The sequence below is a fragment of the Ensifer sp. SL37 genome, from assembly GCF_026672675.1.
In the GTDB taxonomy this organism is placed as follows: Bacteria; Pseudomonadota; Alphaproteobacteria; order Rhizobiales; family Rhizobiaceae; genus Ensifer; species Ensifer adhaerens.
This window is the reverse complement of sequence record NZ_JAPPRN010000001.1, coordinates 1,004,498-1,025,454: the sequence shown is the minus strand read 5'-3', so window position 1 is coordinate 1,025,454 and position 20,957 is coordinate 1,004,498. Positions and strand designations below refer to the sequence as shown.

The window sequence follows — 20,957 nt, the reverse complement described above, 5'->3', positions numbered from 1 at the left end:
AAGGACAATGAAGAAGACCAAGACGATGCTCGCGGCGCTCGCCGTCGGGCTTCTGACGTCGACGGCAGCAATGGCCGGCGACGTGCGCATCATGTGGTATTCCGATGGCGTCGAAGGCGAGGTGCTGAAGGACCTGCTCGATCGCTTCATGAAGGAGAACCCCGGGATCAACGTGATCCTCGACAACGTCTCCTACAGCGTCGTCAAGGAGCAGCTGCCGGTGCAACTCGAAGCCGGCAACGGCCCGGATATCGCCCGCGTCACCAATCTGAAGGCACAGGCCCAGCATTGGCTCGACCTGCGGCCGCTCGTTGCCGATGCGGCTTATTGGGACGAAAACTTCGGTGGCCAGGCGGACTGGATGCGTCCCGACGGGTCGAACCAGATCTCCGGTTTCATGACCCAGATCACCATTGCCGGCGGCTTTGCCAACAAGACGCTGTTCGATCAGGCGGGCGTCGCCATTCCCGGCAAGGATGCCACCTGGGACGACTGGGCAAAGGCCGCCAAGCAGGTTGCCGAAAACCAGCAAGTGCCCTTCCCGATGGCGCTCGACCGCTCCGGTCACCGCCTGAGCGGCCCGAACCTTGCCTATGGCGGCAACTACATCGGCGCCGACGGCAAGCCGGCGCCGCTCGACGACGGCTCGAAGAACTTCCTGAAGACCTTCGTCGGCTGGGTTGCCGACGGCACGATGAGCAAGGACGTGTGGGTTTCGGCCGCGGGCTCGACCTACCGGGCGGCGGCCGACGACTTCATCAACGGACAGCTCGTCTATTATTATTCCGGCTCCTGGCAGGTGCCTAACTTCTCGACGAAGATCGGCACCAACTTCGACTGGGTCGCGACCGGCAGTCCCTGCGGCCCGACGAACTGCACCGGCATGACCGGCGGCGCCGGCCTGGTTGCGGTCAAGTACACCAAGAACCCGAAGGACGTCGCCAAGGTAATGGACTACCTCGCGAGCGAACCGATCGTAAAGGAGTTCTCCGAGCGAACCCTATTCCTGCCCGCGCACAAGGGCGTACTCGCCAAGGGTCTCGACTTCAAGACCGACGACGCCCAGGCGAAGGCAGCGCTCAACGCCTTCGTCGAGGCGAGCAAGACGCTCTCCGACGAGGCGCGCAAGCTTCCCGGTTGGCTCTGGTCCGACGCCGTCTACGGTGCGCTCGTCACCCGCGTCAGCCAGGCGGCTGCCGGTGAGATGACAGTCGACGAGGCCTTCGCCCGCATCGACTCCGATATCGCCACCAAGGTGAAAGATACCGGTAACTGATCGCCACAATCGATGCCGGGCTGCTGACGGCGTGACGTGTCATGCCGTCGGATCGGCCGGCGCTGCGTAAGTTGATACTTACGGGCATCCGGAAAAGCCTTGCCCGCCTCTTGCGGGGGAAGGAACATCGGCCTTCCAACAAAGGCAGAAGGAACCAAAATCAAAGTGATAGAGCGCCGCGCACTCATTGAAACCCGCGGCGCTCCGGACCAGAATCCGGTGACAACCGTTGCGCTTCAAAGTGCAGTCGGTGGGCGAGGTGGCAAGCGATGAAGGCAGATGTTCCAAAAGGAAGCGGCTCAGGCCTCGGCGAGGCGGCAATGGCCCCTGTTCGCCTGGCGATGGCGGCCATCGATGCGCCGCTGCGCTGGGTGCAGCGCCGCCTCGGCATCGGCGGCATGGCGACCTTCTTCCTGCTGCCGAACATGCTGATCTTCGGCATCTTCGTGCTTTTGCCGTTCTTCATCAACTTCGCCTATTCCATGACCGGCGGCACAGCCCTTTTCCTGCCGGACCGGAGCTTCGTCGGCGGCGACCAATATGCGCGGCTGTTTGACTGCGTGAACTACACCGACCCGAACTCCTGCGCGGAAGACACCTTCTGGACGGCCGTCGGTAACACGGCGTGGTTCGTCGTGCTGCAGGTCAGCCTGATGATCCTGTTTTCGCTAGTGACGGCCTTGATCCTCAACCGCGAGCTTATGGCGCGCAGCTTCTGGCGCGCCGTGTTCTTCTTCCCCGTTCTGCTGTCGCCCGTCGTCGTCGGCCTGATCTGGAAGTGGATCCTGCAACGCCAGGGCCTGCTCAACTTCGGGCTCTACGGCCTCGGTTTTGATCCCTACACCTGGCTCAACGACCGCAACTGGTCCTTTGCCGCGACCGTCGGCGTTTCGATCTGGGCGCATATGGGCTTCTACACTCTGATCCTGCTTGCCGGCCTGCAGGCGATCCCGAAGGATCTTTATGAAGCGGCCGACATGGACGGCACCCGCCCGGCGCGCGCCTTCTGGCGCATCACCCTGCCGCTGCTGATGCCGAACCTGCTCGTCGTCATCGTGCTCGTGCTCATCCGCGCGGTGCAGATCTTCGACGAGGTCTACGTTCTGACCGGCGGCGGCCCGGGCACCAGCACGCTCTATATCACGCAGTACATCTACGAGACCGGCTTTGCGACGCAGTTGCGCAATCCAGGCCTTGCCGCAGCCGCCTCGATCCTGATGGGCGCCGTGCTGGTGGTGCTAACGCTGGTGCAGCTCGGCCTTGGGCGCAAAGGCGAGAACAAGGGAGCCCGCAAATGAGCCGTGTCGCCGAATTCATCTTCCGCTGCCGCGGCCGCAACGGCTGGCACTGGACCGACGTCTTCACGTGGGTGTGGCTGATCGGCGGTCTCTTCATCATGTTCGGCCCGGCCGTCTGGCTCGTCGGCTCCTCCTTCAAGTCACCGGCAGCGCTTGCCGAATTTCCGCCGACGATCATGCCCTATGTGACGCAGAAGGCGACGGTCGAAGGCTATGACAAGCCGCTCGACCTCTATGAGGTGACGATGCCCGATGGCAGCAAGAAGGTGCTCGCCGAGGTCCGCCGCATCGGCATCGTCAGCCAGATGGTTTCACCGGAGAAGCCGACCGAGATCGTCAAGGTCAAGATCGCCGAGCGCACGCCGGTGCGCACCATGTCCTTCGCCACGTCGAACTACAGCGAGCCCTTCACGCACTTCGACTTCGTCCGCTATCTCTGGAACTCCGTCTTCGTGACCGTGACGGCGACGCTGATCACGCTGATCGTCAACTCCATGGCGGCCTTCGCGCTCAGCAAATACGAGTTTCGCGGCCGCACCTTCGCGATGCTCCTGATCCTCGCGACGCTGATGGTGCCGCTCTCGGTGATCATGGTGCCGCTCTATTCGATTGTCTCGGCCCTCGGCCTCTTCAACAATCTCTGGGGCGTGATCCTGCCGACCGTCGCCACGCCCACCGGCGTCTTCATCCTGCGGCAATACATGCTGACCATCCCCGACGAACTGATCGACGCGGCGCGCATGGACAAGGCGTCGGAGTGGCAGATCTACTGGCGCATCATCCTGCCGCTGACGGCGCCGGCGCTCGCGGTTCTGGCGATCTTCTCGGTCGTCTGGCGCTGGAACGACTTCCTCTGGCCGCTGATCGTGCTGTCGCGCAAGGAACTCTATACGCTGCAGGTGGGTTTGAGCATCTATTCCGGCGAGCTGAACGTGCAGTGGCATTTCATTCTCGCCATGACGGTCGTGACGATGATCCCTGTCGTCCTCGTCTTCATCTTCCTGCAACGCTTCATCACCACCGGCATCGCCGGCACCGGACTGAAATAAGGGGGCACCCATGGGCCACATCAAGCTTACCAATGTGACCAAGTCGTTCGGCGCCGTCGACGTGCTTCATGACATCAACCTCGAGATCAAGGACGGCGAATTCGTCGTCTTCGTCGGCCCGTCCGGTTGCGGCAAGTCCACGCTGCTGCGCATGATTGCCGGGCTCGAAAAGCCGACCGGCGGTGAGCTCGCCATAGACGGCAAGGTGGTCAACGACGTGCCGGCGGCCGATCGCGGTCTTGCCATGGTGTTCCAGTCCTACGCGCTCTACCCGCATATGAGCGTGCGCCAGAACCTTGCCTTCGGGCTCGAAAACACCCGCATGCCCAAGGCGGAGATCGCCGAGCGCATTGCCGAAGCCGCGCGTATGCTGGAGATCGAAGCCTATCTCGAACGCCGGCCCGGCCAGCTCTCCGGCGGCCAGCGCCAGCGTGTCGCGATCGGCCGGGCGATCGTTCGCCGCCCGGTCGCCTTCCTGCTCGACGAGCCGCTGTCGAACCTCGACGCGGAACTGCGTGGCTCGACCCGCGCCGAGCTTGCGGCGCTGCATGCCCGCCTTTCGGCAACGATGATCTATGTGACGCACGACCAGGTGGAGGCGATGACGCTTGCCGACCGCATCGTCGTGCTTCGCGCCGGGCGTATCGAGCAGATTGGCACGCCGCTCGAACTTTACAACAAGCCGGCAAACCGTTTCGTCGCCGGCTTCATCGGCTCACCGCACATGAACTTCCTCGAAGGCACGCTGGAGGCGGCCGGCTCGGACAGGGCTGTCGCGACGCTCAAGGGCGGTCACCGCCTGGAGGTTCCGATGGCGGGCGGCGTGGCGGCAACCGGAACGCCCATCACGCTTGGCGTGCGCCCGCATCACATAACGCTCGATGCGGGCGAAAACAGCATTCCGGCGAAGATCCGCCTCGTCGAGGCGCTCGGCTCCGAAACCGTGCTGCACGCCGACGTCGCCGGCCAGAAGCTGCTGGTCGTTGCTCCCGGTCAGCACAACCTTGCGCAGGGCGACGACATCCGGCTGTCGCTTGCGGCAGCCCCCATCCACCTCTTCAACGACAAAGGGCTTCGCCTTGAACGCGCTGTTTGACCTCGCCGGCAAGACCGCTCTCGTCACCGGCGCCCGCACCGGCCTCGGCCAGGGCATGGCCTTGGCACTGGCCAGGGCCGGCGCCAACATTGCCGCGATCGGCTCGTCGCCAATGCCGGAAACGGCAGCGCTGGTCGTGGAAGCGGGCGTGCGCTTCCACCAGCAGACCGTGGATCTTTCGAGAAAGTTCAATGCGACCAACGTCATCTCCGAGGCGGCCGCGGCCCTCGGCGGCATCGATATCCTCGTCAACAATGCCGGCATCATCCGCCGCGCCGACCTGCTCGATTATTCCGAGGAAGACTGGGACAGCGTGCTCGACGTCAACCTCAAGGCAGCCTTCCTGCTGTCGCAGGCGGCCGCGAAGCACATGGTTGCGACCGGACGCGCCGGCCGCATCGTCAACGTGGCCTCGATGCTCACGTTCCAGGGCGGCATTCGCGTGCCGGCCTATTCCGCCTCGAAACACGGCATTGCCGGCCTTACCAAGGCGATGGCCAACGAACTGGCGCCGCGCGGAATTACCGTCAACGCGATTGCGCCCGGCTACATGGCGACCGACAACACCGAAGCGCTGCGCAACGATCCCGACCGCAACGCCCAGATTTCCGCCCGCATCCCCGCCGGGCGCTGGGGCACGCCGGATGATCTCGCCACCGCCGTGCTGTTCTTTGCCGCCCCGGCCTCCGGCTATGTCACCGGCACGGTGCTGCCGGTCGACGGCGGCTGGCTAGTTCGATAGATTGTACCCATGTCCATTTCTCGCGAACGCCTGCAGACGCTTCTCGGTCTCGCCAAAACAGAGCTCGTGCTGGAGGCGTGCGAGACGGAAGAGCAAGGCTCCCACCTTGTCGAGAGGCTGCGCTTCCGCAGCCTTCGCAATGGAGCCGAGATCCGCGGTTTGCTGACACGACCGCCCGGCAACGACGGGCCTCGACCGGCGATCCTCTACGCCCACGCCCATGGCGGACGCTACGAGATCGGTGCCAGCGAGTTGCTCGAGGGCCGGCCGGCGCTGCTCGGCCCGCCCGGCCCCCTTCTGGCAGAGCATGGTTTCGTCACCCTTTGCATCGATATGCCGACATTCGGCGAACGCTCCACCGTCACCGAGAGCGCCGCGGCGAAGGCGGCCCTCTGGTACGGTCGCACGCTTTTCGGCCAGATGCTCGCCGAGCAGGAGGCGGCGCTCACCTGGCTTTCGTCGCGCGACGATGTCGATGCCGACCGCATCGGCATGACCGGGATTTCGATGGGTGCGACGCTCTCCTATTTCCTGGCAGCGCTCGATGAGCGCATCGCGGCAACCGCGCATCTCTGCTCCTTCGCCGATTTCGCATCACTCGTCGAAACCGGAGCGCATGATCGGCACGGCCACTATCTCACCGTGCGCGGCCTGCTCGCGGAGACATCGACCGGCGCAATCGCCGGGCTCGTCGCGCCGCGGCCGCAATTGGTCTGCGTCGGGCTCGACGATCCGCTGACGCCGCCGCCGGCGGTGGAGCGCGCCTATGCAGACACGCTGGCCGCCTATCGGGAGGCCGGCGCCGAGGGTGACGTATCTTTGGTTGCAGAACTCGGCATCGGCCATGGCGAAACCAGGACCATGCGCGACGCGGTTCTCGCGTTCCTCACCCAACACCTCGCAGAAACCGGCAGCAACTGACGCGACCCCGCCGTCATGATCACGCGGAATGGCGGAGCCGCCGGGCTTAAAGCAGGCGGTCTGCGCCGCCGTTTCGCGCTTCTTCCACCGGCTCGATCAGGATTTCGTGATGTCGCGTTCACGATCTTTCAAACATCGAAAGCAACCCCTTCGAGAATCACAAGAAAGCGAGTATTCTGAAGGAACTTTGCGAATGGGACGCCGTTTATTCGAATGAGCGAGCCGATAAGCAGCGATCCCCGTCTCAGCCAGCGGCCGCGGGAGAGCATGATGCAAAAGAGCGAATGCGACGTCTTCGATCTCTTCTCGGAGATCTATACCAGTGCAGCGCAAGAAGAAATCAGCCTTCAGGAATACCTCCTCGCATGTCGTGATGACAAAAGCATGTATGCCACCGCGCAGGAGCGGATGGTCACAGCCATAGGTAACCCGACCCTGATCGATACGAGCGCGGACGAGCGCCTCGGTCGCATCTTCTCCAACCGGACCGTCAAGATCTATCCATCCTTCGCCGACTTCTACGGCATGGAGGACACGATCGAGCGCATCGTCGGTTACTTCCGATACGCAGCGCAAGGGCTGGAGGAGCGCAAGCAGATCCTCTATTTGCTCGGCCCCGTTGGCGGCGGCAAGTCGTCTCTGGCCGAGCGATTGAAGAAACTGATGGAGCAGCAGCCGATCTACACGCTGGCGGTCGGCGGCAAGGTGAGCCCCGTCTTTGAATCACCGCTCGGCCTCTTCCATCCCGACCGCATGGCCGATCTGCTCGAAGACAAATACGGCATCGGCCGACGCCGGCTGACCGGCCTCATCTCGCCTTGGGCGACGAAGCGGCTCGACGAAGTCGATGGGGACATCTCAAAGTTCAGCGTCGTCAAGCTGATGCCGTCGCGGCTGCGCCAGGTGGCGATCGCCAAGACGGAGCCCGGCGACGAGAACAACCAGGACGTTTCCTCGCTGGTCGGTAAGGTCGACATCCGCCAGCTCGAAAACTACAGCCAGGCCGATCCCGACGCCTATTCCTATAGCGGCGGCCTCAACCGCACGACGCAAGGCTTGCTCGAATTCGTCGAGATGTTCAAGGCGCCGATCAAGGTGCTGCATCCGCTTTTGACCGCAACCCAGGAAGGCAACTACAACGGCACCGAAAGCTTTGGAGGCTTCCCCTATCAGGGCATCGTTGTTGCGCACTCGAACGAGTCCGAATGGCTGCAGTTCAAGAACAACAAGAACAACGAGGCTTTCCTCGACCGCATCCTCGTGGTGAAGGTGCCTTACTGCCTGCGCGTCACCGAAGAGCGGCAGATCTACGAGAAGCTGCTGCGCGAAAGCGAACTGACCAAGAGTCCCTGCGCGCCGGAAGTGCTGGAAAGCCTCAGCCGCTTCACCGTCTCCACCCGCCTTGCCCGTCACGAGAACTCGCCGCTCTACACCAAGATGCGGGTCTATGACGGCGAGAACCTGAAGGACACCGATCCCAAGGCGAAGTCCGTTCAGGAATATCGCGACGCCGCCGGCGTCGACGAGGGTATGACCGGCATCAGCACCCGCTTTGCCTTCAAGGTTCTGTCGGAAACCTTCAACTACGACACCAAGGAGGTCGCGGCCGATCCCGTGCACCTCATGTATATTCTGGAACAGGCGATCCGCCGCGAACAGTTCCCGAAGGAGACGGAAGCGAGCTACCTCGACTTCATCAAGTCCGAGCTGGCATCGCGCTATGCCGAATTCATCGGCCACGAAATCCAGAAGGCCTATCTCGAATCCTACAGCGAATACGGCCAGAACCTGTTCGACCGTTACATCGCCTATGCCGACGCCTGGCTCGAAGATCAGGACTTCAAGGACCCGGATACCGGACAAATCCTCAACCGGGAGATCCTCGACAGCGAACTGTCGCAGATCGAAAAGCCGGCCGGCATCGCCAATCCCAAGGATTTCCGCAACGAGGTCGTCAAGTTCACCCTGCGCGCCCGCGCCAAGAACCATGGGCGCAACCCCTCCTGGACGAGCTACGAAAAGCTTCGCGATGTGATCGAGAAGCGCATGTTTGGCCAGGTCGAAGACCTGCTTCCGGTCATCAGCTTCGGCTCGAAGAAGGACAGCGCATCCGAGAAGCAACATGCCGAGTTCGTCCAACGCATGACCGAGCGCGGCTACACGGAGCGTCAGGTCCGGCGACTGGTCGACTGGTACATGCGGGTCAACAAGGCGGGCTAACGATGCCGAAGGGGATTGAGCCGAAGCAGGGGATTGGTATATGCCGAATTTCATCGACCGGCGGCTCAATCCGAAGGATAAGAGCCTCGGCAATCGACAACGCTTTCTGAAGCGGGCCCGCGAAGAGCTCAAGCGGGTCATCAAGGATCAGGTCAAGTCGGACAGGATCATCGACGTCGACGCCGCGCATGGCGTGCCGATGCCGACTGATGGTGCCAGCGAGCCCACGTTCCAGCCGTCCCGCGGCTCCGGCGAACGCAACTACGTGCTTCCCGGCAACAAGGAGTTTTCGGCAGGCGACCGCCTGCCGAAACCGGAAGCGGGTGGCGGTGGCGGCGGCAAGGGCAAGCCCGGAACCGGCGAAAGCGACGATGATTTCCAGTTCATCCTGTCGCGCGAGGAAGTGCTGGATTTGTTTTTCGAGGATCTGGAGCTGCCCGACATGGTCAAGCTCAGTCTCAAGGAAACGGTCACCTTCAAGCCCCGCCGCGCCGGCTTCGCCACGGCGGGAACGCCGACGAATATCAATGTCGGGCGCACGATGCGCAACAGTTTTGGCCGACACCTGGCGCTGCACCGGCCGAAGGAGAAGGAACTGACCGCGGTCACCGACGAGATCGCGCAACTGGAAGTGGAGCCGGAGCCGACGGCGAAGAGCCGACAGAGGCTCAAGGAACTGCGGGTCGAGCTGGAAAGGATCGAGAAGAAGCGGCGGCGCATCCCTTACGTCGATCCGGTCGACATCCGCTTCAACCGCTTTGAGCAGCAGCCGCTGCCGAACGCCAACGCCGTGATGTTCTGCCTGATGGACGTCTCGGCCTCCATGGGCGAGCGCGAGAAGGACCTCGCCAAACGCTTCTTCGTGCTTCTGCACCTGTTTTTGAAACGGCGCTACGAACGCATCGACATCGTCTTCATCCGCCATACGGACGAGGCGCGCGAAGTCGACGAGGAGACCTTCTTCTACAGCACCCAGAGTGGCGGCACGATCGTATCGACGGCGCTCGAAGAGATGATCAGGATCGTCGAGGACCGCTACCCCTCGCAGATCTGGAACATCTATGCGGCCCAGGCCTCCGACGGCGACAACATCATTGGCGACAGCGAACATTGTGCGGCACTGCTGCGGGAAAAACTCACGAAGCTCTGCCAGTACTATGCCTATGTCGAGATCATAGACGAGCGCGAGACGGAAATCTTCGGCTCGACGGACAACGGCACCGCGCTCTGGCGCGCCTATCGCACGGTGGACGGCGAGAAGTCGAATTTCCAGATGACCCGGATTGCGAAACCCGCCGACATCTACCCGGTCTTCCGCAGGCTTTTTGCCCGGCAGCCGACCGTACGCACACGGAAATGAGGGGGAGACCGGATGGCAAGACGCACGACCTCAGGTCTCCTGTTCCAGGGGTCCGACTGGAATTTTGCGACGCTGTCGCGCGCTTACGACGCGATCGAGCAGGTCGCGCTCGGAGAAATGGGCCTCAGCGTCTACCCGAACCAGCTGGAGATCATCACTTCCGAACAGATGCTCGACGCCTATTCCTCAGTCGGCATGCCGCTGATGTACCAGCACTGGTCCTTCGGCAAGCGCTTTGCCTATGAAGAGCATCACTACCGTAAGGGCCACCGCGGTCTTGCCTATGAGTTGGTGATCAATTCCAATCCCTGCATCACCTATCTCATGGAAGAAAACACCATGGCGATGCAGGCGCTGGTTACCGCGCATGCCGCTTTCGGCCATAACCACTTCTTCAAGAACAACTATCTCTTCCGCCAGTGGACCGATGCTGGTGCGATCCTGAGCTACATGGATTTCGCCAAGAAATACGTGACCAAATGCGAGGAGCGGCACGGCACTGCCGCCGTCGAAGCCATTCTCGATTCCGCCCATGCGCTGATGGACCAGGGCGTTTTCCGCTACCGCCGCCCGCCCCGCCTCTCCTCTGAAAAGGTGCGCGAGAGAGCGCGTGAAAGGCTGGAATATGAGGAGCAGACCTATAGCGACCTGTGGCGAACGCTACCGCAGGTCGCCGAGAACCGCGACCCGGCCGAGGCTGAGCGCGACGCCTCCGAGCGCAAGAAGGTGCTCAACCTGCCGGAGGAGAACCTGCTCTATTTTCTCGAAAAGCACAGTCTGATCCTGGAGCCCTGGCAGCGGGAGCTGCTCAGGATCGTGCGGGTGATCGCGCAGTATTTTTCACCGCAGCGCCAGACGAAGGTCATGAACGAGGGGTGCGCCACCTTCGTGCATTACACCATCATCAACCGGCTCTACGACCAGGGCAGGATTGGCGAAGGCCACATGCTGGAACTGTTGCAGAGCCATTCCAACGTCGTCTTCCAGCCGGATTTCGACGACCGGCGCTACCCGGGCATCAACCCTTACGCGCTCGGCTTTGCGATGATGCAGGATATCCAGCGGATCGCCACCGAGCCGACGGAGGAAGACCGCGACTGGTTCCCCTCCTTTGCCGGCAATGGCGACTGGATGGAAACGCTGCGCGACGCCTGGGCGAACCATCGCGACGAGTCCTTCATCCTGCAGTATCTGAGCCCGGCGGTGATGCGCAAGTTCCGGCTGTTCCAGCTCTCAGATCGCTCGTCGGATCGTTTCGTCGAGGTTGCCTCGATCCACAACGAGCGCGGCTATTCCGCGGTCCGTTCGGCGCTCGCCAACAGCTACGACGTTGCTGCCAACCAGCCGGACATCCAGGTGATGGACGTCGATCTGCTCGGTGACCGGCAATTGCGGCTGCAGCACAATGTCAAGCACGGTATCCTGCTCGACGAGGGCAGCCGCGACGCGACGATGCGCCATATTCGCCATCTCTGGGGCTATGAGGTGAGCCTCGCCGGCGTCGATGCCCAAAGCGGGCGCACGGTGTACGAGTGCTCGACGGCAAAATCGTCCGAGTGAACGGATAAAAGCCGTGCGTCGTGGCCATCATTAGAATTGGTGGCAGACATTAGAATTATTGGGCCATAAAGACGCACCGCCGCGGGACCCGGTTGAGGCGCAGCTTGCGTTGAACTGCACTGTGGCGGACGTTCAGCCTGCGATAACGTCGGGCGTGGCCGGCAAGGCCGCTGCCTCCTGCTCGGCCGCCGCAGCGAGCCAATCGTGGAAGGCGGTCATCGCCGGCGTGACGGGACGCGATTTCAGCCGCGTCAGCCAGTAGCTTCCCATCGAGGTATGAACGTCGAAGGGCTGGCGCATCGTGCCGTTCGACAGCAGCCGCGAGAACATCAGCGGCGGCGCCAGCGCCACGCCAATCCCCTGGGCCGCTGCCTCCATCATCGCCAGCGAACTATCGAAGACGATGCCCTTGAGCAGGGGCGCCGGATAGGCGATGCCGGCTGCATCGAACCAGGTCACCCACTCGTCGGCCCGATAGGACCGGAGCAGCGTTTCGTCGAGCAGATCGGCCGGCGTCTTCAGCCGCTCGGCGATCTCGGGGATGCAAAGCACGGATAGCGGCGCCTCGAAGAGCCGCGTCGCCTCGATATTGTGCCACGAGCCGCCGCCGAAGCGTATAGCGAAATCCAGCCCCTCGGCCGCCATATCGACGCGGTTGTTGTTGGTGGAGAGGCGAACGTCGACAAAGGGATACTTCGCCTGGAAATCCGCGAGCCGCGGCAGCAGCCAACCGACCGCAAACGTGCCGACGGCGCCGATCATCAGCACTTCGCGAATATGCCCCGCCTCGAAGCGGTCGAGCATGTCCGCCATCCGGTCGAAGCTATCGCGCAGAACCGGCAGCAACGCCTCGCCCTCCGCCGTGATCATCAGCCCGCGCGGCAGCCGCTTGAACAGGGTCACGTTCAGGCGGTTTTCGAGAAGCTTGACCTGATGGCTGACTGCAGCTTGCGTAACGCAGAGCTCGATTGCCGCGCGCGTAAAGCTCAGATGCCGCGCCGAGGCTTCGAAAGCGCGTAGCGCATTGAGCGGAAGATATGGCCTGACCATGAATGCCCTAACTCACCTAATGGGTCTCGCAAATAAACGTGGTTTGTTGCGTAAGCACAATCCCTTTACGGTGAACTTTATCGGCGGTGCGTGCCGTTGCCCGGAAGCCGCCAACTCAGGAAAGGCGCGGTCAGCCGCACCGCTTTCGGAGACCTGATCCATGCGCCGTTTCATCTGGCCCTAGCGGCCGCAGGCACCGTCACCGAGCCAACGTCCGCGGACGTAGGCGCACCCCGATACTCCGCTCCGCATGCGCTGCCCGCCCCACGAACACCCGTGTCGGCGACGCTGCCTGCTGCCATGAAGGTCCGCTCTGCCCGTTATGAAGCTCCTCGTAAATCTGCTCGGCACATGCCTCAATCTTACTGTCGTCGTCGCGCTGGCCGCCGCCGCGCTCGTCGCAGCCCTGACGCGAAACCTGCCCGATCACCGCACGCTCGCCAACTGGGAGCCGGCGGTGACCAGCCGCCTCTATGCCGCCGACGGCACGATGGTCGCGGAACTCGCGCGGGAACGCCGGCTGTTCCTGCCCATCGCCACCATCCCCGCACGCGTGCGCCAGGCGTTCCTCTCCGCCGAGGACAAGAACTTCTACACCCATCCCGGCATCGATGTTGCGAGCATCGGCACGGCGCTCTTTGCCAATCTCGCCAACTACGGCTCCGGTCGCCGCATGATCGGCGGCTCGACGATCACGCAGCAGATCGCCAAGAATTTCCTGCTGACGTCGGACCGGACTGTGGAGCGCAAGCTGCGCGAGGCGATCCTTTCGCTGCGGATCGACCAGACCTATTCCAAGGACCGCATCCTCGAACTCTATCTCAACGACATCTATCTCGGGCGCGGTGCCTATGGCGTGGCGCAGGCAGCGCTCACCTATTTCGACAAGCCGGTCAGCGAGCTCTCGGTCGCGGAGGCAGCCTTCCTCGCAGCCCTGCCGAAGGCGCCCAACAATTACGACCCGGACCGCCAGGCGGAGCGGGCAACCGGCCGCCGCAACTGGGTGATCGACCAGATGCGGCAGAACGGCGTCATCGACACCGCCGCCGCCGCAAAGGCATCCGCTTCCTCGCTCGGCGTCAGGCAACGCCAACAATCGCCCGCGGTCGCCAGTTCCGACTATTTCACCGAGGACGTCCGCCGCCAGCTCAACGCCCGATACGGCGATGCTGCCCTTTATACGGCCGGCTTCTCCGTGCGCACGACGCTCGATCCGCGATTGCAGGTCGCCGCCATGACGGCGTTGCGCAAAGGCCTCGTCGCCTATGACCAGGCAAAGGGCTACCGCGGCCCCGTCGCCAGGCTCCCTTCGACCGGAAACTGGGCGCCGGCGCTTGCCAGGCTCCAGCCGCTCGCCGACGTGCCGGAATGGCGGCTCGGCGTGGTGATGGCGACCGACAAGGATGGAGCAGAGATCGGGCTAAGGCCGACGGTCGCGGAACGAAGCGGTGCTCTTGGCACCAACGAGACGATCCGCCTTGGCCGGGCGGGCATGGCCTGGGCGCTCTGCCGCTCGGCCAAGGCAAAGCGGGGCTGCGCCGCGGGACCCGACGGGGCTCTGGCGCCCGGCGACGTCGTATATGTGGAAAAGGCGGGCGACGGCTACTTGCTCCGGCAACCGCCGCTCGTGCAGGGCGCGCTCGTTTCCATGGATCCGAACACCGGCCGGGTGCTGGCGGTCGCCGGTGGTTTTTCCTATGCCCAGTCGGAATTCAACCGCGCAACCCAGGCCTATCGCCAGCCGGGCTCGTCGTTCAAGCCCTTCGTCTATGCCGCCGCCCTCGACAACGGCTATGCGCCGACGACGCTGGTGATGGATGCGCCGATCGCCCTTGCCGACGGCGCCGGGCGAATGTGGAAACCGAAGAACTACGACGGTCGCTTCAGCGGTCCCTCGACGCTGCGCGTCGGGCTCGAAAACAGCCGCAACCTGATGACCGTGCGCCTTGCCCGCCATCTCGGCATGGATCTGGTCGCCGACTACGGCAAGCGTTTCGGCATCTATGACGAGCTGAAGCCTTACCTGCCGATGTCGCTCGGCGCCGGCGAAACGACGCTGCTCAGGCTGGTCTCGGCCTATGCGGTCATCGCCAATGGCGGCAGGGCCGTCACGCCTTCGATGGTCGATCGCGTCCAGGATCGTTACGGCCGCACGATCTTTCGCCACGACCAGCGCAAGTGCGACGCTTGCAACGCCTCCGACTGGACCGGCCAGGAAGAGCCCATGCCCGTGGACGACCGCGACTACGTGCTCGATCCGATGACAGCCTATCAGGTCACTTCGATGCTGCGCGGCGTTGTCGAACGTGGCACCGCTCGAAATGTCGGCTCGCTCGGCGTGCCGATCGCCGGCAAGACCGGCACCACCAATGACGAGAAGGACGTCTGGTTCGTCGGCTACACGCCCGATATCGTCACCGGTGTCTTCCTCGGCTACGACACGCCGAAGCCCATGGGCTACGGCGAAACCGGCGGCGGCCTCGCCGCACCCATTTTCATCGATTTCATGAAGGTGGCTCTTGCGGGGCGGGCCGCGGCCGATTTCCACGCGCCAACAGGCATGATGGTCGAGGCGATCGACCGGAAGAGCGGCCAACCGGTCCCGGCGGGCACGCCGGGTGCCATTCTCGAATCCTTCAAGCCGGGCACTGCCCCTTGCGCCGGCGGCTGCCCGGTCATCGACGGCTTCGAGACGGCGAGCACATCGGCCACGGCCGATGCGGACCTTACGCCCGAACAGCGGGCGAAGCTTCTTACCAACAGCAACGGACTTTATTGAGATGGCACGCAAGGCTCAGCTCCGGCCGGATCCCCGCGGCCGCCTTCTCCTCGTCATCGGCGCGTTCGCGCTCGTCTTCGGCCTCATGCTCGCGCGTCTCGTCCAGCTCGGCGCCGCCGACTACGAGCGCACCGGCTACATACCGCCGCCGCCGTCGCTCGGCCGTCCCTCGATCCTTGACCGCAACGGCAATCTGCTGGCGATCGACGTGCCGAGTTCCGGGCTTTACGCCGAGCCTCGACTGATCGTCGATGTGGACGAAGCAGTCGAGAAACTGACAGCGATCTTCCCTGATCTCGACGGGCGCGACCTCTATCGTCGGCTGAAGAGCGGTGCGGCGTTTGCCTGGATCAAGCGGCAAGTGACGCCGGCCGAAGAGCAGGCCGTCTGGAACGCCGGCCTTCCAGCGATCGGCTTCCAGCGCGAGAAACAGCGCTTCTATCCCAACGGCACGCTTGCCGCCCACGTGCTCGGCGCGGTCGATATCGACAATATTGGCATCGCCGGCATCGAGCGCTGGATCGAGGGCCAGGGGCTGGAGGTGCTGCGCCAGAGCGGCATGGATCTCTCCCATCGCAACCTCGAGCCGGTGAGCACGACGCTCGATATCCGCATCCAGCATGCGCTCGAGGTCGAGTTGCGCAAGGCGATCGCCAAGTTCAGCGCCAAGGCCGGGGCCGGCTTGGTGCTCGACGTCACCAATGGCGAGATCCTGGCGCTCGTTTCTTACCCGGATTTCGACCCGAACCTGCCCGTGGACGCGCTGAAGCCCGACCGTATCAACCGCATCGCCGCCGCCACCTTCGAGATGGGCTCGACCTTCAAGGCACTGACGACGGCCATGGCGCTCGATTCCGGCCAGTTCACGCTCCGCTCCGTCATCGACGCCAGCAAGCCGCTCGCCTTCGGCCGCTTCCGCATCAACGACTACCGCGGCCAGCATCGACCGCTGACGGTGCCGGAGGCCTTCATCTATTCGTCGAACATCTCGATGGCGAAAATGGCGATATCCGTCGGCCCGGAGAACCTGCAGGCATTCCTGACGCGCTTCGGGCAGACGTCGCGGCTGACGACGGAACTGCCCGAAAGCGCCCATCCACAATTGCCGCGACGCTGGGGCGAGATCGAAACGGCGACCGCCTCCTACGGCCACGGCATCGCCGTGACGCCGCTGCAGGCGAGCATCGCGGTGGCGGCGCTCGTCAACGGTGGGCGCCTTATAAGGCCAACTCTGATCAAGGGTGCGGCGCTCGACGAACGCATCATCGCGCGCAATCTGATCAAGCCGGAGACCGGCGAGGCGCTGCGCTATCTGCTGCGGCTCAACGCCAAGACCGGCTCGGCAAAGAAGGCGGAGGTCAAAGGCTATTTCATAGGCGGCAAGACCGGCACCGCCGAAAAGGTGGTCAGCGGGCGCTACTCGAAGGAGCTGAACATCACATCCTTCATGGGCGTCGTTCCCGTCGACAATCCGCGCTATCTGCTTCTCACTTTGCTCGACGAGCCCAAGGGTCTGAAGGAGACCTATGGCTTCCGCACCTCCGGCTGGAATGCAGCACCGCTGGGCGGCGCGGTTTTCGAACGGATCTTGCCGATGCTTGCGCTCATGCCCGATTTCGAAATCGCAGACGTCAGCTTCCCCGAGATCAGCAGCCAGGGCGCCTTTGGCTCCCAGCTCTTTCCGTCTCCGACGAACACAGGCGAGCGCAACAGCGGCGCGATCGACGGAGCGCTTTGATCCCTGCCGCCGCGGCAGGCAATGACGCGCGAGCCGGCAACCGAACCGTCGGCTATGCTTCAAGGAAAGCGCGGGAGAAACCCGGTTCGGTCACTTCGATCGTTCCATCCGGGAGCTTCAGAAAGCGCTCGATGGCGGTGCCGTAGGTTCGCATCCAGCCGTCGAGCATCGCAGCCGCGCCGTCGAGGTCGCCGGCCTCCTGTCGCTGCAAGGCCTTGTGCATCACTTTGGCGACACTCAGCCGCAGTTGCAGCAACATCAGGGCGGAAGCTTCCGGATCGGGCGCATCGAGCGTTCCGTCCGCGTGCCCACGCCGCAGCATTTCGGCGACCAGCGGCAGGCTGACGGCCATCAGCGCCTCGTCGATACGATGATAGAGCGCGACATTTTCGGGCTTGAAGAGGGCGTTGAAGCTGTTCTTCAGCTGCGGCGCCATGTCGAGCTTCAGCCGCCGCGAGCCGGCGAAAAGCGCATTCAGCTGGCCGACTGCATCGAGCGACGGATCTTCGAAAAGCGGCTGCAATTCCTTCAGGTTCCGCTCAGCCAGGCGGGTCGCGACCGCCTCCAGCAAGGCCTCCTTCGAAACGAAATAGTGGTAGAAGGCGCCCTTGGATAGATTGGCCTCGCGGATGACGTCGTTGACCGTCGTATTCTCGTAGCCGTGCAGAAAGAACAAGCGCTCGGCGCAATCGATCAACTCGTTCGATCGGACTTCCGGCAATTTCTTCGTTCTGACCATGAGCGCTCCCAGGACGGCGGCTTAGCACGGGTTTGCGGCGCGGTCCACGACGCTCCTGAAGGTCGAGGAAATCGGCAGCCTTGAAACAAACCGACCGTCGGTCTATTCATACAGAACGGATTGGAAGCGTTCAAGGAGCGTCTCGTGCGGCTCACTCGTTATGCAATCGGAGCGGCCGTTGTCGTTGCCGTCGGTGCGGCAAGCGCCTGGTATTTTCTTCGCCCGGTTCCCGTCTCCGTCATTTCGCCGAAACGCGGCGATGCGGCGGAGATCATCTATGCGGATGGCGTGGTGGAGCCGCGCACCTGGGCGAAAGTCACCCCGACGGTCGCCGAGCGCATCGTCGAGCAGTGCAATTGCGAGGGACAGCGTGTCGCCAAGGGTGACGTGCTCGCCCGCCTCGACGACACCGAGGCACGGGCGGCGCTTGGCGAACTACAGGCGCGGCTGACGCTGGCGCAGGAGGAATATCGGCGCAAGCTGGCGCTCGCCGAACGCAGCACGATCAGCGAACAGGAAGTCGACCGGGCGCGCAGCGAACTCGGCCAGCTCGAAGCGCTCGTCGCCGGCCGCCAGGCGCGGCTCGCGACCTATGTGCTGCGCGCACCGAGCGCCGGCCAGGTACTCAGGCAGGACGGCGAGATCGGCGAGGTCGCGGATCTCGGCACGGTGCTCTTCTGGGTCGGAGAGCCGAAACCGCTGATCGTCACCGCCGACGTCAACGAAGAGGATATCCCGCGCGTCGAAGTCGGCCAGAAGGCGCTGCTCCGATCGGATGCCTTCCCCGACCGCAAGCTGGAAGCGACGGTCGACAGCATCACGCCCAAGGGTGATCCGGTAACGAAGACCTATCGCGTGCGCTTTCGGCTGCCCGACGACACGCCGCTTCGGATCGGCATGTCGACCGACGTCAACATCATCGTGCGGGTCGCCAATGGCGCCTTGATCATCCCGACCGTGGCGCTGGAAGGAGCGAAGGCCGCCGTGATCGACGGCAATCGCGCACGGATCCGAGAACTGAAAACGGGCATCCGCGGCGCCGACGGCGTCGAAGTCCTCTCCGGCCTCAAAGACGACGCGCGCGTCGTCTCGCCCTTCCCGACCGGTCTTGCCGATGGCACGCGGGTGAAGGCCACCCCTTCGCCGGAGAAATGAGCCCGCCATGCGCCTCATCCTCGACATCGCACTGACGCACATCACCGGCCGAGGCCGACAGACGATCGTCGCGATGCTGGGCGTGGCGGTCGGCGTCGGCTTCTCCATCGCCATGGCAGCGCTGATGCAGGGCGGCCAGGACGACTTCGTTCGCCAGCTCGTCGACACGATGCCCCATGTGCAGGTGACCGACGAGCAACGCACGGCGCGCCGCCAGCCGGCGGAAGACCTGTTTAGTGCCGCGGCCATTTCCGGCCTCAGGCCACGCGACGACCGCCGCGGCATCATCAACCCAACGGCAGCGCTCTCCTGGCTCGACGGCTGGATCCCCGGCCGCTTTGCAGCCACCCTCAGGGCGCAGGGCGTCCTTCGCTATTCCGGTCAGGAGGTCGGCGCCGCCGTCATCGGCATCGATCCGCAGGCGGAGCCGCGGGTCTCGCCGATCATCGGAGATTTCAGGGCGGGCAGCTTCGCCGCCCTTGCCGCCGGCGGCAACAATGTGGTGATCGGCGATACCATGGCCTCCCGGCTCGGTGCCAAGATCGGCGACACGATCACCGCCGTCTCTTCGGAAGGGCTCAGCCGCCGCTTCAAGATCGTCGGCCTCTTCCACACCGGCACGACGGCGCGCGACGAGGGCGAGGCCTATGTGCTGCAGAAAAACGCCCAAATCCTCTCAGCCCGGCCCAACGCGATCAACGTGATCAACATCAAGCTCGACGATCCGAACGCCGCCCCGACCGTCGCCCGGCGTATCGAGGCGGAACTCGGCTACAAGGCGATCGCCTGGCAGGAGGCCAACGAGTCGATCCTCGAGGCGCTCGTCGTGCGCAACGTCATCATGTACACGGTCGTCGCTGCGATCATGCTGGTCGCCGGCTTCGGTATCTTCAACATCATCTCGACGATCACGCACGAGAAGGCGCGCGACATCGCCATCATGAAATCGCTCGGCTTCACCGAGACCGACATGCGCATCCTCTTCGTGCTCGAAGGCGTGGCGATCGCGACAGTCGGCACGCTTGTCGGCTGGGCGTTCGGCTTGGCAATGATCTATGGCCTTTCGCTCGTCCGCTTCGAGCTCGCCGCCACCGGCCAGGAGATGACCCGGCTACCGATCGCCTGGAGCATGTTGCACTATCTGATCGCCGCCGCTTTCGCGCTCGGATCGGCAGCGGTTGCCGGCTACCTGCCGGCGCGGCGCGCGGCCCGGGCAAATCCCGTCGATATCATCCGGGGCGCGACATGAGCACGCTGATCGAAACCAAGGATTTGACGCGGATCCTCAGGGAGACCGTACCTGTCACGCTGGTGAAGGACATATCGCTCACCATCGGCGAGCGGGAATTCGTCGCTGTCACCGGCCCCTCCGGTTCCGGCAAGTCGTCGCTCCTCTATCTGCTCGGCCTGCTCGACCGGCCGACGGGTGGCACGCTTATGATCCGCGGTCGCGACACGGAGCGAATGGACGAGAACGAACGGGCAGCCACGCGGCTCGCCAATATCGGATTCGTCTTCCAGTTCCACTTCCTGTTGCCCGAATTTACCGCCCGCGAGAACGTCGAAATTCCCATGCGCAAGCTCGGCCGCCTCGGCCGGAGCGAGATGCGTGGGAAGGCAAGCGAGCTGCTTGCGGCACTCGGGCTTGCCGATCACCTCGACAAGCGGCCCGATCAGCTCTCGGGCGGCCAGCGCCAGCGCGTGGCGGTCGCCCGTGCACTCGCCAACGACCCGCCGCTGATCCTCGCCGACGAACCGACCGGCAGTCTCGACAGCACGAGCTCCGAGCAGGTCTTCAGGATCCTGGAAACGCTGGTGCGCGAAGAGGGCAAGACCGTGGTCGCGGTCACTCATGACCTGGATATGGCCGCGCGCATGGACCGGCGCCTTCATCTCATCGATGGGCACCTGACCACGGAGACGATCAATGCCGCGCGCCAAGACGAAGGCGCAGCTCCGGAGGCCTGACGAACG

Annotated in this window: 16 protein-coding genes; 14 read left to right on the top strand and 2 right to left on the bottom strand. The window is 63.7% G+C overall.

All coding sequences use genetic code 11. From position 1 onward, the window contains the following. Window positions 1-7 precede the first annotated feature (7 nt). The 9 genes from OVA00_RS04675 (at window position 8) to OVA00_RS04635 (ending at window position 11,522) form a co-directional block, all read left to right on the top strand. Window positions 8-1,276, top strand: a complete 1,269-nt coding sequence (locus tag OVA00_RS04675; protein ID WP_268088148.1) for an ABC transporter substrate-binding protein — start codon at window positions 8-10, stop codon at window positions 1,274-1,276. Between the two features lie 269 nt (window positions 1,277-1,545). Then, window positions 1,546-2,574: a carbohydrate ABC transporter permease gene (locus OVA00_RS04670; RefSeq protein ID WP_268088146.1), complete on the top strand. Its 1,029-nt coding sequence runs from the start codon at window positions 1,546-1,548 to the stop codon at window positions 2,572-2,574. Then, window positions 2,571-3,623: a carbohydrate ABC transporter permease gene (locus OVA00_RS04665; protein WP_192440565.1), complete on the top strand. Its 1,053-nt coding sequence runs from the start codon at window positions 2,571-2,573 to the stop codon at window positions 3,621-3,623. Before OVA00_RS04670 ends, OVA00_RS04665 begins: the two co-directional genes overlap by 4 nt. A gap of 10 nt (window positions 3,624-3,633) precedes the next feature. Continuing rightward, the gene (locus tag OVA00_RS04660; protein ID WP_112771351.1) at window positions 3,634-4,719 is read left to right on the top strand and encodes an ABC transporter ATP-binding protein; all 1,086 of its coding nucleotides are present in this window, start codon (window positions 3,634-3,636) and stop codon (window positions 4,717-4,719) included. Continuing rightward, on the top strand, window positions 4,703-5,461 hold the full coding sequence (gene kduD / locus OVA00_RS04655) for a 2-dehydro-3-deoxy-D-gluconate 5-dehydrogenase KduD (protein WP_268088143.1): 759 nt from the start codon (window positions 4,703-4,705) through the stop codon (window positions 5,459-5,461). The genes OVA00_RS04660 and kduD overlap by 17 nt, the downstream gene beginning before the upstream one ends. 9 nt (window positions 5,462-5,470) lie before the next feature. Beyond that, window positions 5,471-6,382 (top strand): alpha/beta hydrolase family protein, encoded by a 912-nt coding sequence (locus tag OVA00_RS04650; protein WP_268088142.1) that lies wholly within the window; start codon window positions 5,471-5,473, stop codon window positions 6,380-6,382. Window positions 6,383-6,652: 270 nt separating this feature from the next. Next, window positions 6,653-8,602, top strand: coding sequence for a PrkA family serine protein kinase (locus OVA00_RS04645; RefSeq protein WP_058329685.1), 1,950 nt, complete (start codon window positions 6,653-6,655; stop codon window positions 8,600-8,602). 40 nt (window positions 8,603-8,642) lie between these two features. Beyond that, window positions 8,643-9,962, top strand: a complete 1,320-nt coding sequence (locus OVA00_RS04640) for a YeaH/YhbH family protein (RefSeq protein ID WP_268088141.1) — start codon at window positions 8,643-8,645, stop codon at window positions 9,960-9,962. A 12-nt stretch (window positions 9,963-9,974) separates the two neighbouring features. After that, window positions 9,975-11,522, top strand: a complete 1,548-nt coding sequence (locus OVA00_RS04635) for a SpoVR family protein (RefSeq protein WP_268088140.1) — start codon at window positions 9,975-9,977, stop codon at window positions 11,520-11,522. Window positions 11,523-11,654: 132 nt separating this feature from the next. Here OVA00_RS04635 and OVA00_RS04630 read toward each other — a convergent pair whose 3' ends face one another. Next, on the bottom strand, window positions 11,655-12,572 hold the full coding sequence (locus OVA00_RS04630) for a LysR family transcriptional regulator (RefSeq protein ID WP_051659435.1): 918 nt from the start codon (window positions 12,570-12,572) through the stop codon (window positions 11,655-11,657). Between the two features lie 322 nt (window positions 12,573-12,894). On the opposite strand from OVA00_RS04630, the gene OVA00_RS04625 reads away from it, so the two are divergent. Together OVA00_RS04625 and OVA00_RS04620 are read left to right on the top strand one after the other, a co-directional pair. Then, window positions 12,895-15,351 (top strand): penicillin-binding protein 1A, encoded by a 2,457-nt coding sequence (locus OVA00_RS04625; RefSeq protein WP_268088137.1) that lies wholly within the window; start codon window positions 12,895-12,897, stop codon window positions 15,349-15,351. Between the two features lies 1 nt (window position 15,352). Next, window positions 15,353-17,089, top strand: a complete 1,737-nt coding sequence (locus OVA00_RS04620) for a peptidoglycan D,D-transpeptidase FtsI family protein (protein ID WP_268088135.1) — start codon at window positions 15,353-15,355, stop codon at window positions 17,087-17,089. Window positions 17,090-17,141: 52 nt separating this feature from the next. Here OVA00_RS04620 and OVA00_RS04615 read toward each other — a convergent pair whose 3' ends face one another. Next, window positions 17,142-17,828, bottom strand: a complete 687-nt coding sequence (locus OVA00_RS04615; RefSeq protein WP_268088134.1) for a TetR/AcrR family transcriptional regulator — start codon at window positions 17,826-17,828, stop codon at window positions 17,142-17,144. 144 nt (window positions 17,829-17,972) lie between these two features. Between OVA00_RS04615 and OVA00_RS04610 the strand changes: the two genes are divergently transcribed. From OVA00_RS04610 to OVA00_RS04600, 3 genes are read left to right on the top strand one after another with little or no spacing between them, the layout of a single operon-like run. Further along, on the top strand, window positions 17,973-18,983 hold the full coding sequence (locus tag OVA00_RS04610; protein ID WP_034798492.1) for an efflux RND transporter periplasmic adaptor subunit: 1,011 nt from the start codon (window positions 17,973-17,975) through the stop codon (window positions 18,981-18,983). Between the two features lie 7 nt (window positions 18,984-18,990). Beyond that, window positions 18,991-20,232, top strand: a complete 1,242-nt coding sequence (locus tag OVA00_RS04605) for an ABC transporter permease (RefSeq protein WP_034798398.1) — start codon at window positions 18,991-18,993, stop codon at window positions 20,230-20,232. Further along, window positions 20,229-20,951: an ABC transporter ATP-binding protein gene (locus OVA00_RS04600; protein WP_060521876.1), complete on the top strand. Its 723-nt coding sequence runs from the start codon at window positions 20,229-20,231 to the stop codon at window positions 20,949-20,951. The genes OVA00_RS04605 and OVA00_RS04600 overlap by 4 nt, the downstream gene beginning before the upstream one ends. Window positions 20,952-20,957: the final 6 nt, after the last annotated feature.

What these genes read in the sequence shown, in the direction of transcription:
- OVA00_RS04675 (WP_268088148.1), top strand. Translation starts at nt 8, where the DNA reads ATGAAGAAGACCAAGACGATGCTCGCGGCGCTCGCCGTCGGGCTTCTG.
- OVA00_RS04670 (WP_268088146.1), top strand. Translation starts at nt 1,546, where the DNA reads ATGAAGGCAGATGTTCCAAAAGGAAGCGGCTCAGGCCTCGGCGAGGCG.
- OVA00_RS04665 (WP_192440565.1), top strand. Translation starts at nt 2,571, where the DNA reads ATGAGCCGTGTCGCCGAATTCATCTTCCGCTGCCGCGGCCGCAACGGC.
- OVA00_RS04660 (WP_112771351.1), top strand. Translation starts at nt 3,634, where the DNA reads ATGGGCCACATCAAGCTTACCAATGTGACCAAGTCGTTCGGCGCCGTC.
- OVA00_RS04650 (WP_268088142.1), top strand. Translation starts at nt 5,471, where the DNA reads ATGTCCATTTCTCGCGAACGCCTGCAGACGCTTCTCGGTCTCGCCAAA.
- OVA00_RS04645 (WP_058329685.1), top strand. Translation starts at nt 6,653, where the DNA reads ATGCAAAAGAGCGAATGCGACGTCTTCGATCTCTTCTCGGAGATCTAT.
- OVA00_RS04640 (WP_268088141.1), top strand. Translation starts at nt 8,643, where the DNA reads ATGCCGAATTTCATCGACCGGCGGCTCAATCCGAAGGATAAGAGCCTC.
- OVA00_RS04635 (WP_268088140.1), top strand. Translation starts at nt 9,975, where the DNA reads ATGGCAAGACGCACGACCTCAGGTCTCCTGTTCCAGGGGTCCGACTGG.
- OVA00_RS04630 (WP_051659435.1), bottom strand. Translation starts at nt 12,572, where the DNA reads ATGGTCAGGCCATATCTTCCGCTCAATGCGCTACGCGCTTTCGAAGCC.
- OVA00_RS04625 (WP_268088137.1), top strand. Translation starts at nt 12,895, where the DNA reads ATGAAGCTCCTCGTAAATCTGCTCGGCACATGCCTCAATCTTACTGTC.
- OVA00_RS04620 (WP_268088135.1), top strand. Translation starts at nt 15,353, where the DNA reads ATGGCACGCAAGGCTCAGCTCCGGCCGGATCCCCGCGGCCGCCTTCTC.
- OVA00_RS04615 (WP_268088134.1), bottom strand. Translation starts at nt 17,828, where the DNA reads ATGGTCAGAACGAAGAAATTGCCGGAAGTCCGATCGAACGAGTTGATC.
- OVA00_RS04605 (WP_034798398.1), top strand. Translation starts at nt 18,991, where the DNA reads ATGCGCCTCATCCTCGACATCGCACTGACGCACATCACCGGCCGAGGC.
- OVA00_RS04600 (WP_060521876.1), top strand. Translation starts at nt 20,229, where the DNA reads ATGAGCACGCTGATCGAAACCAAGGATTTGACGCGGATCCTCAGGGAG.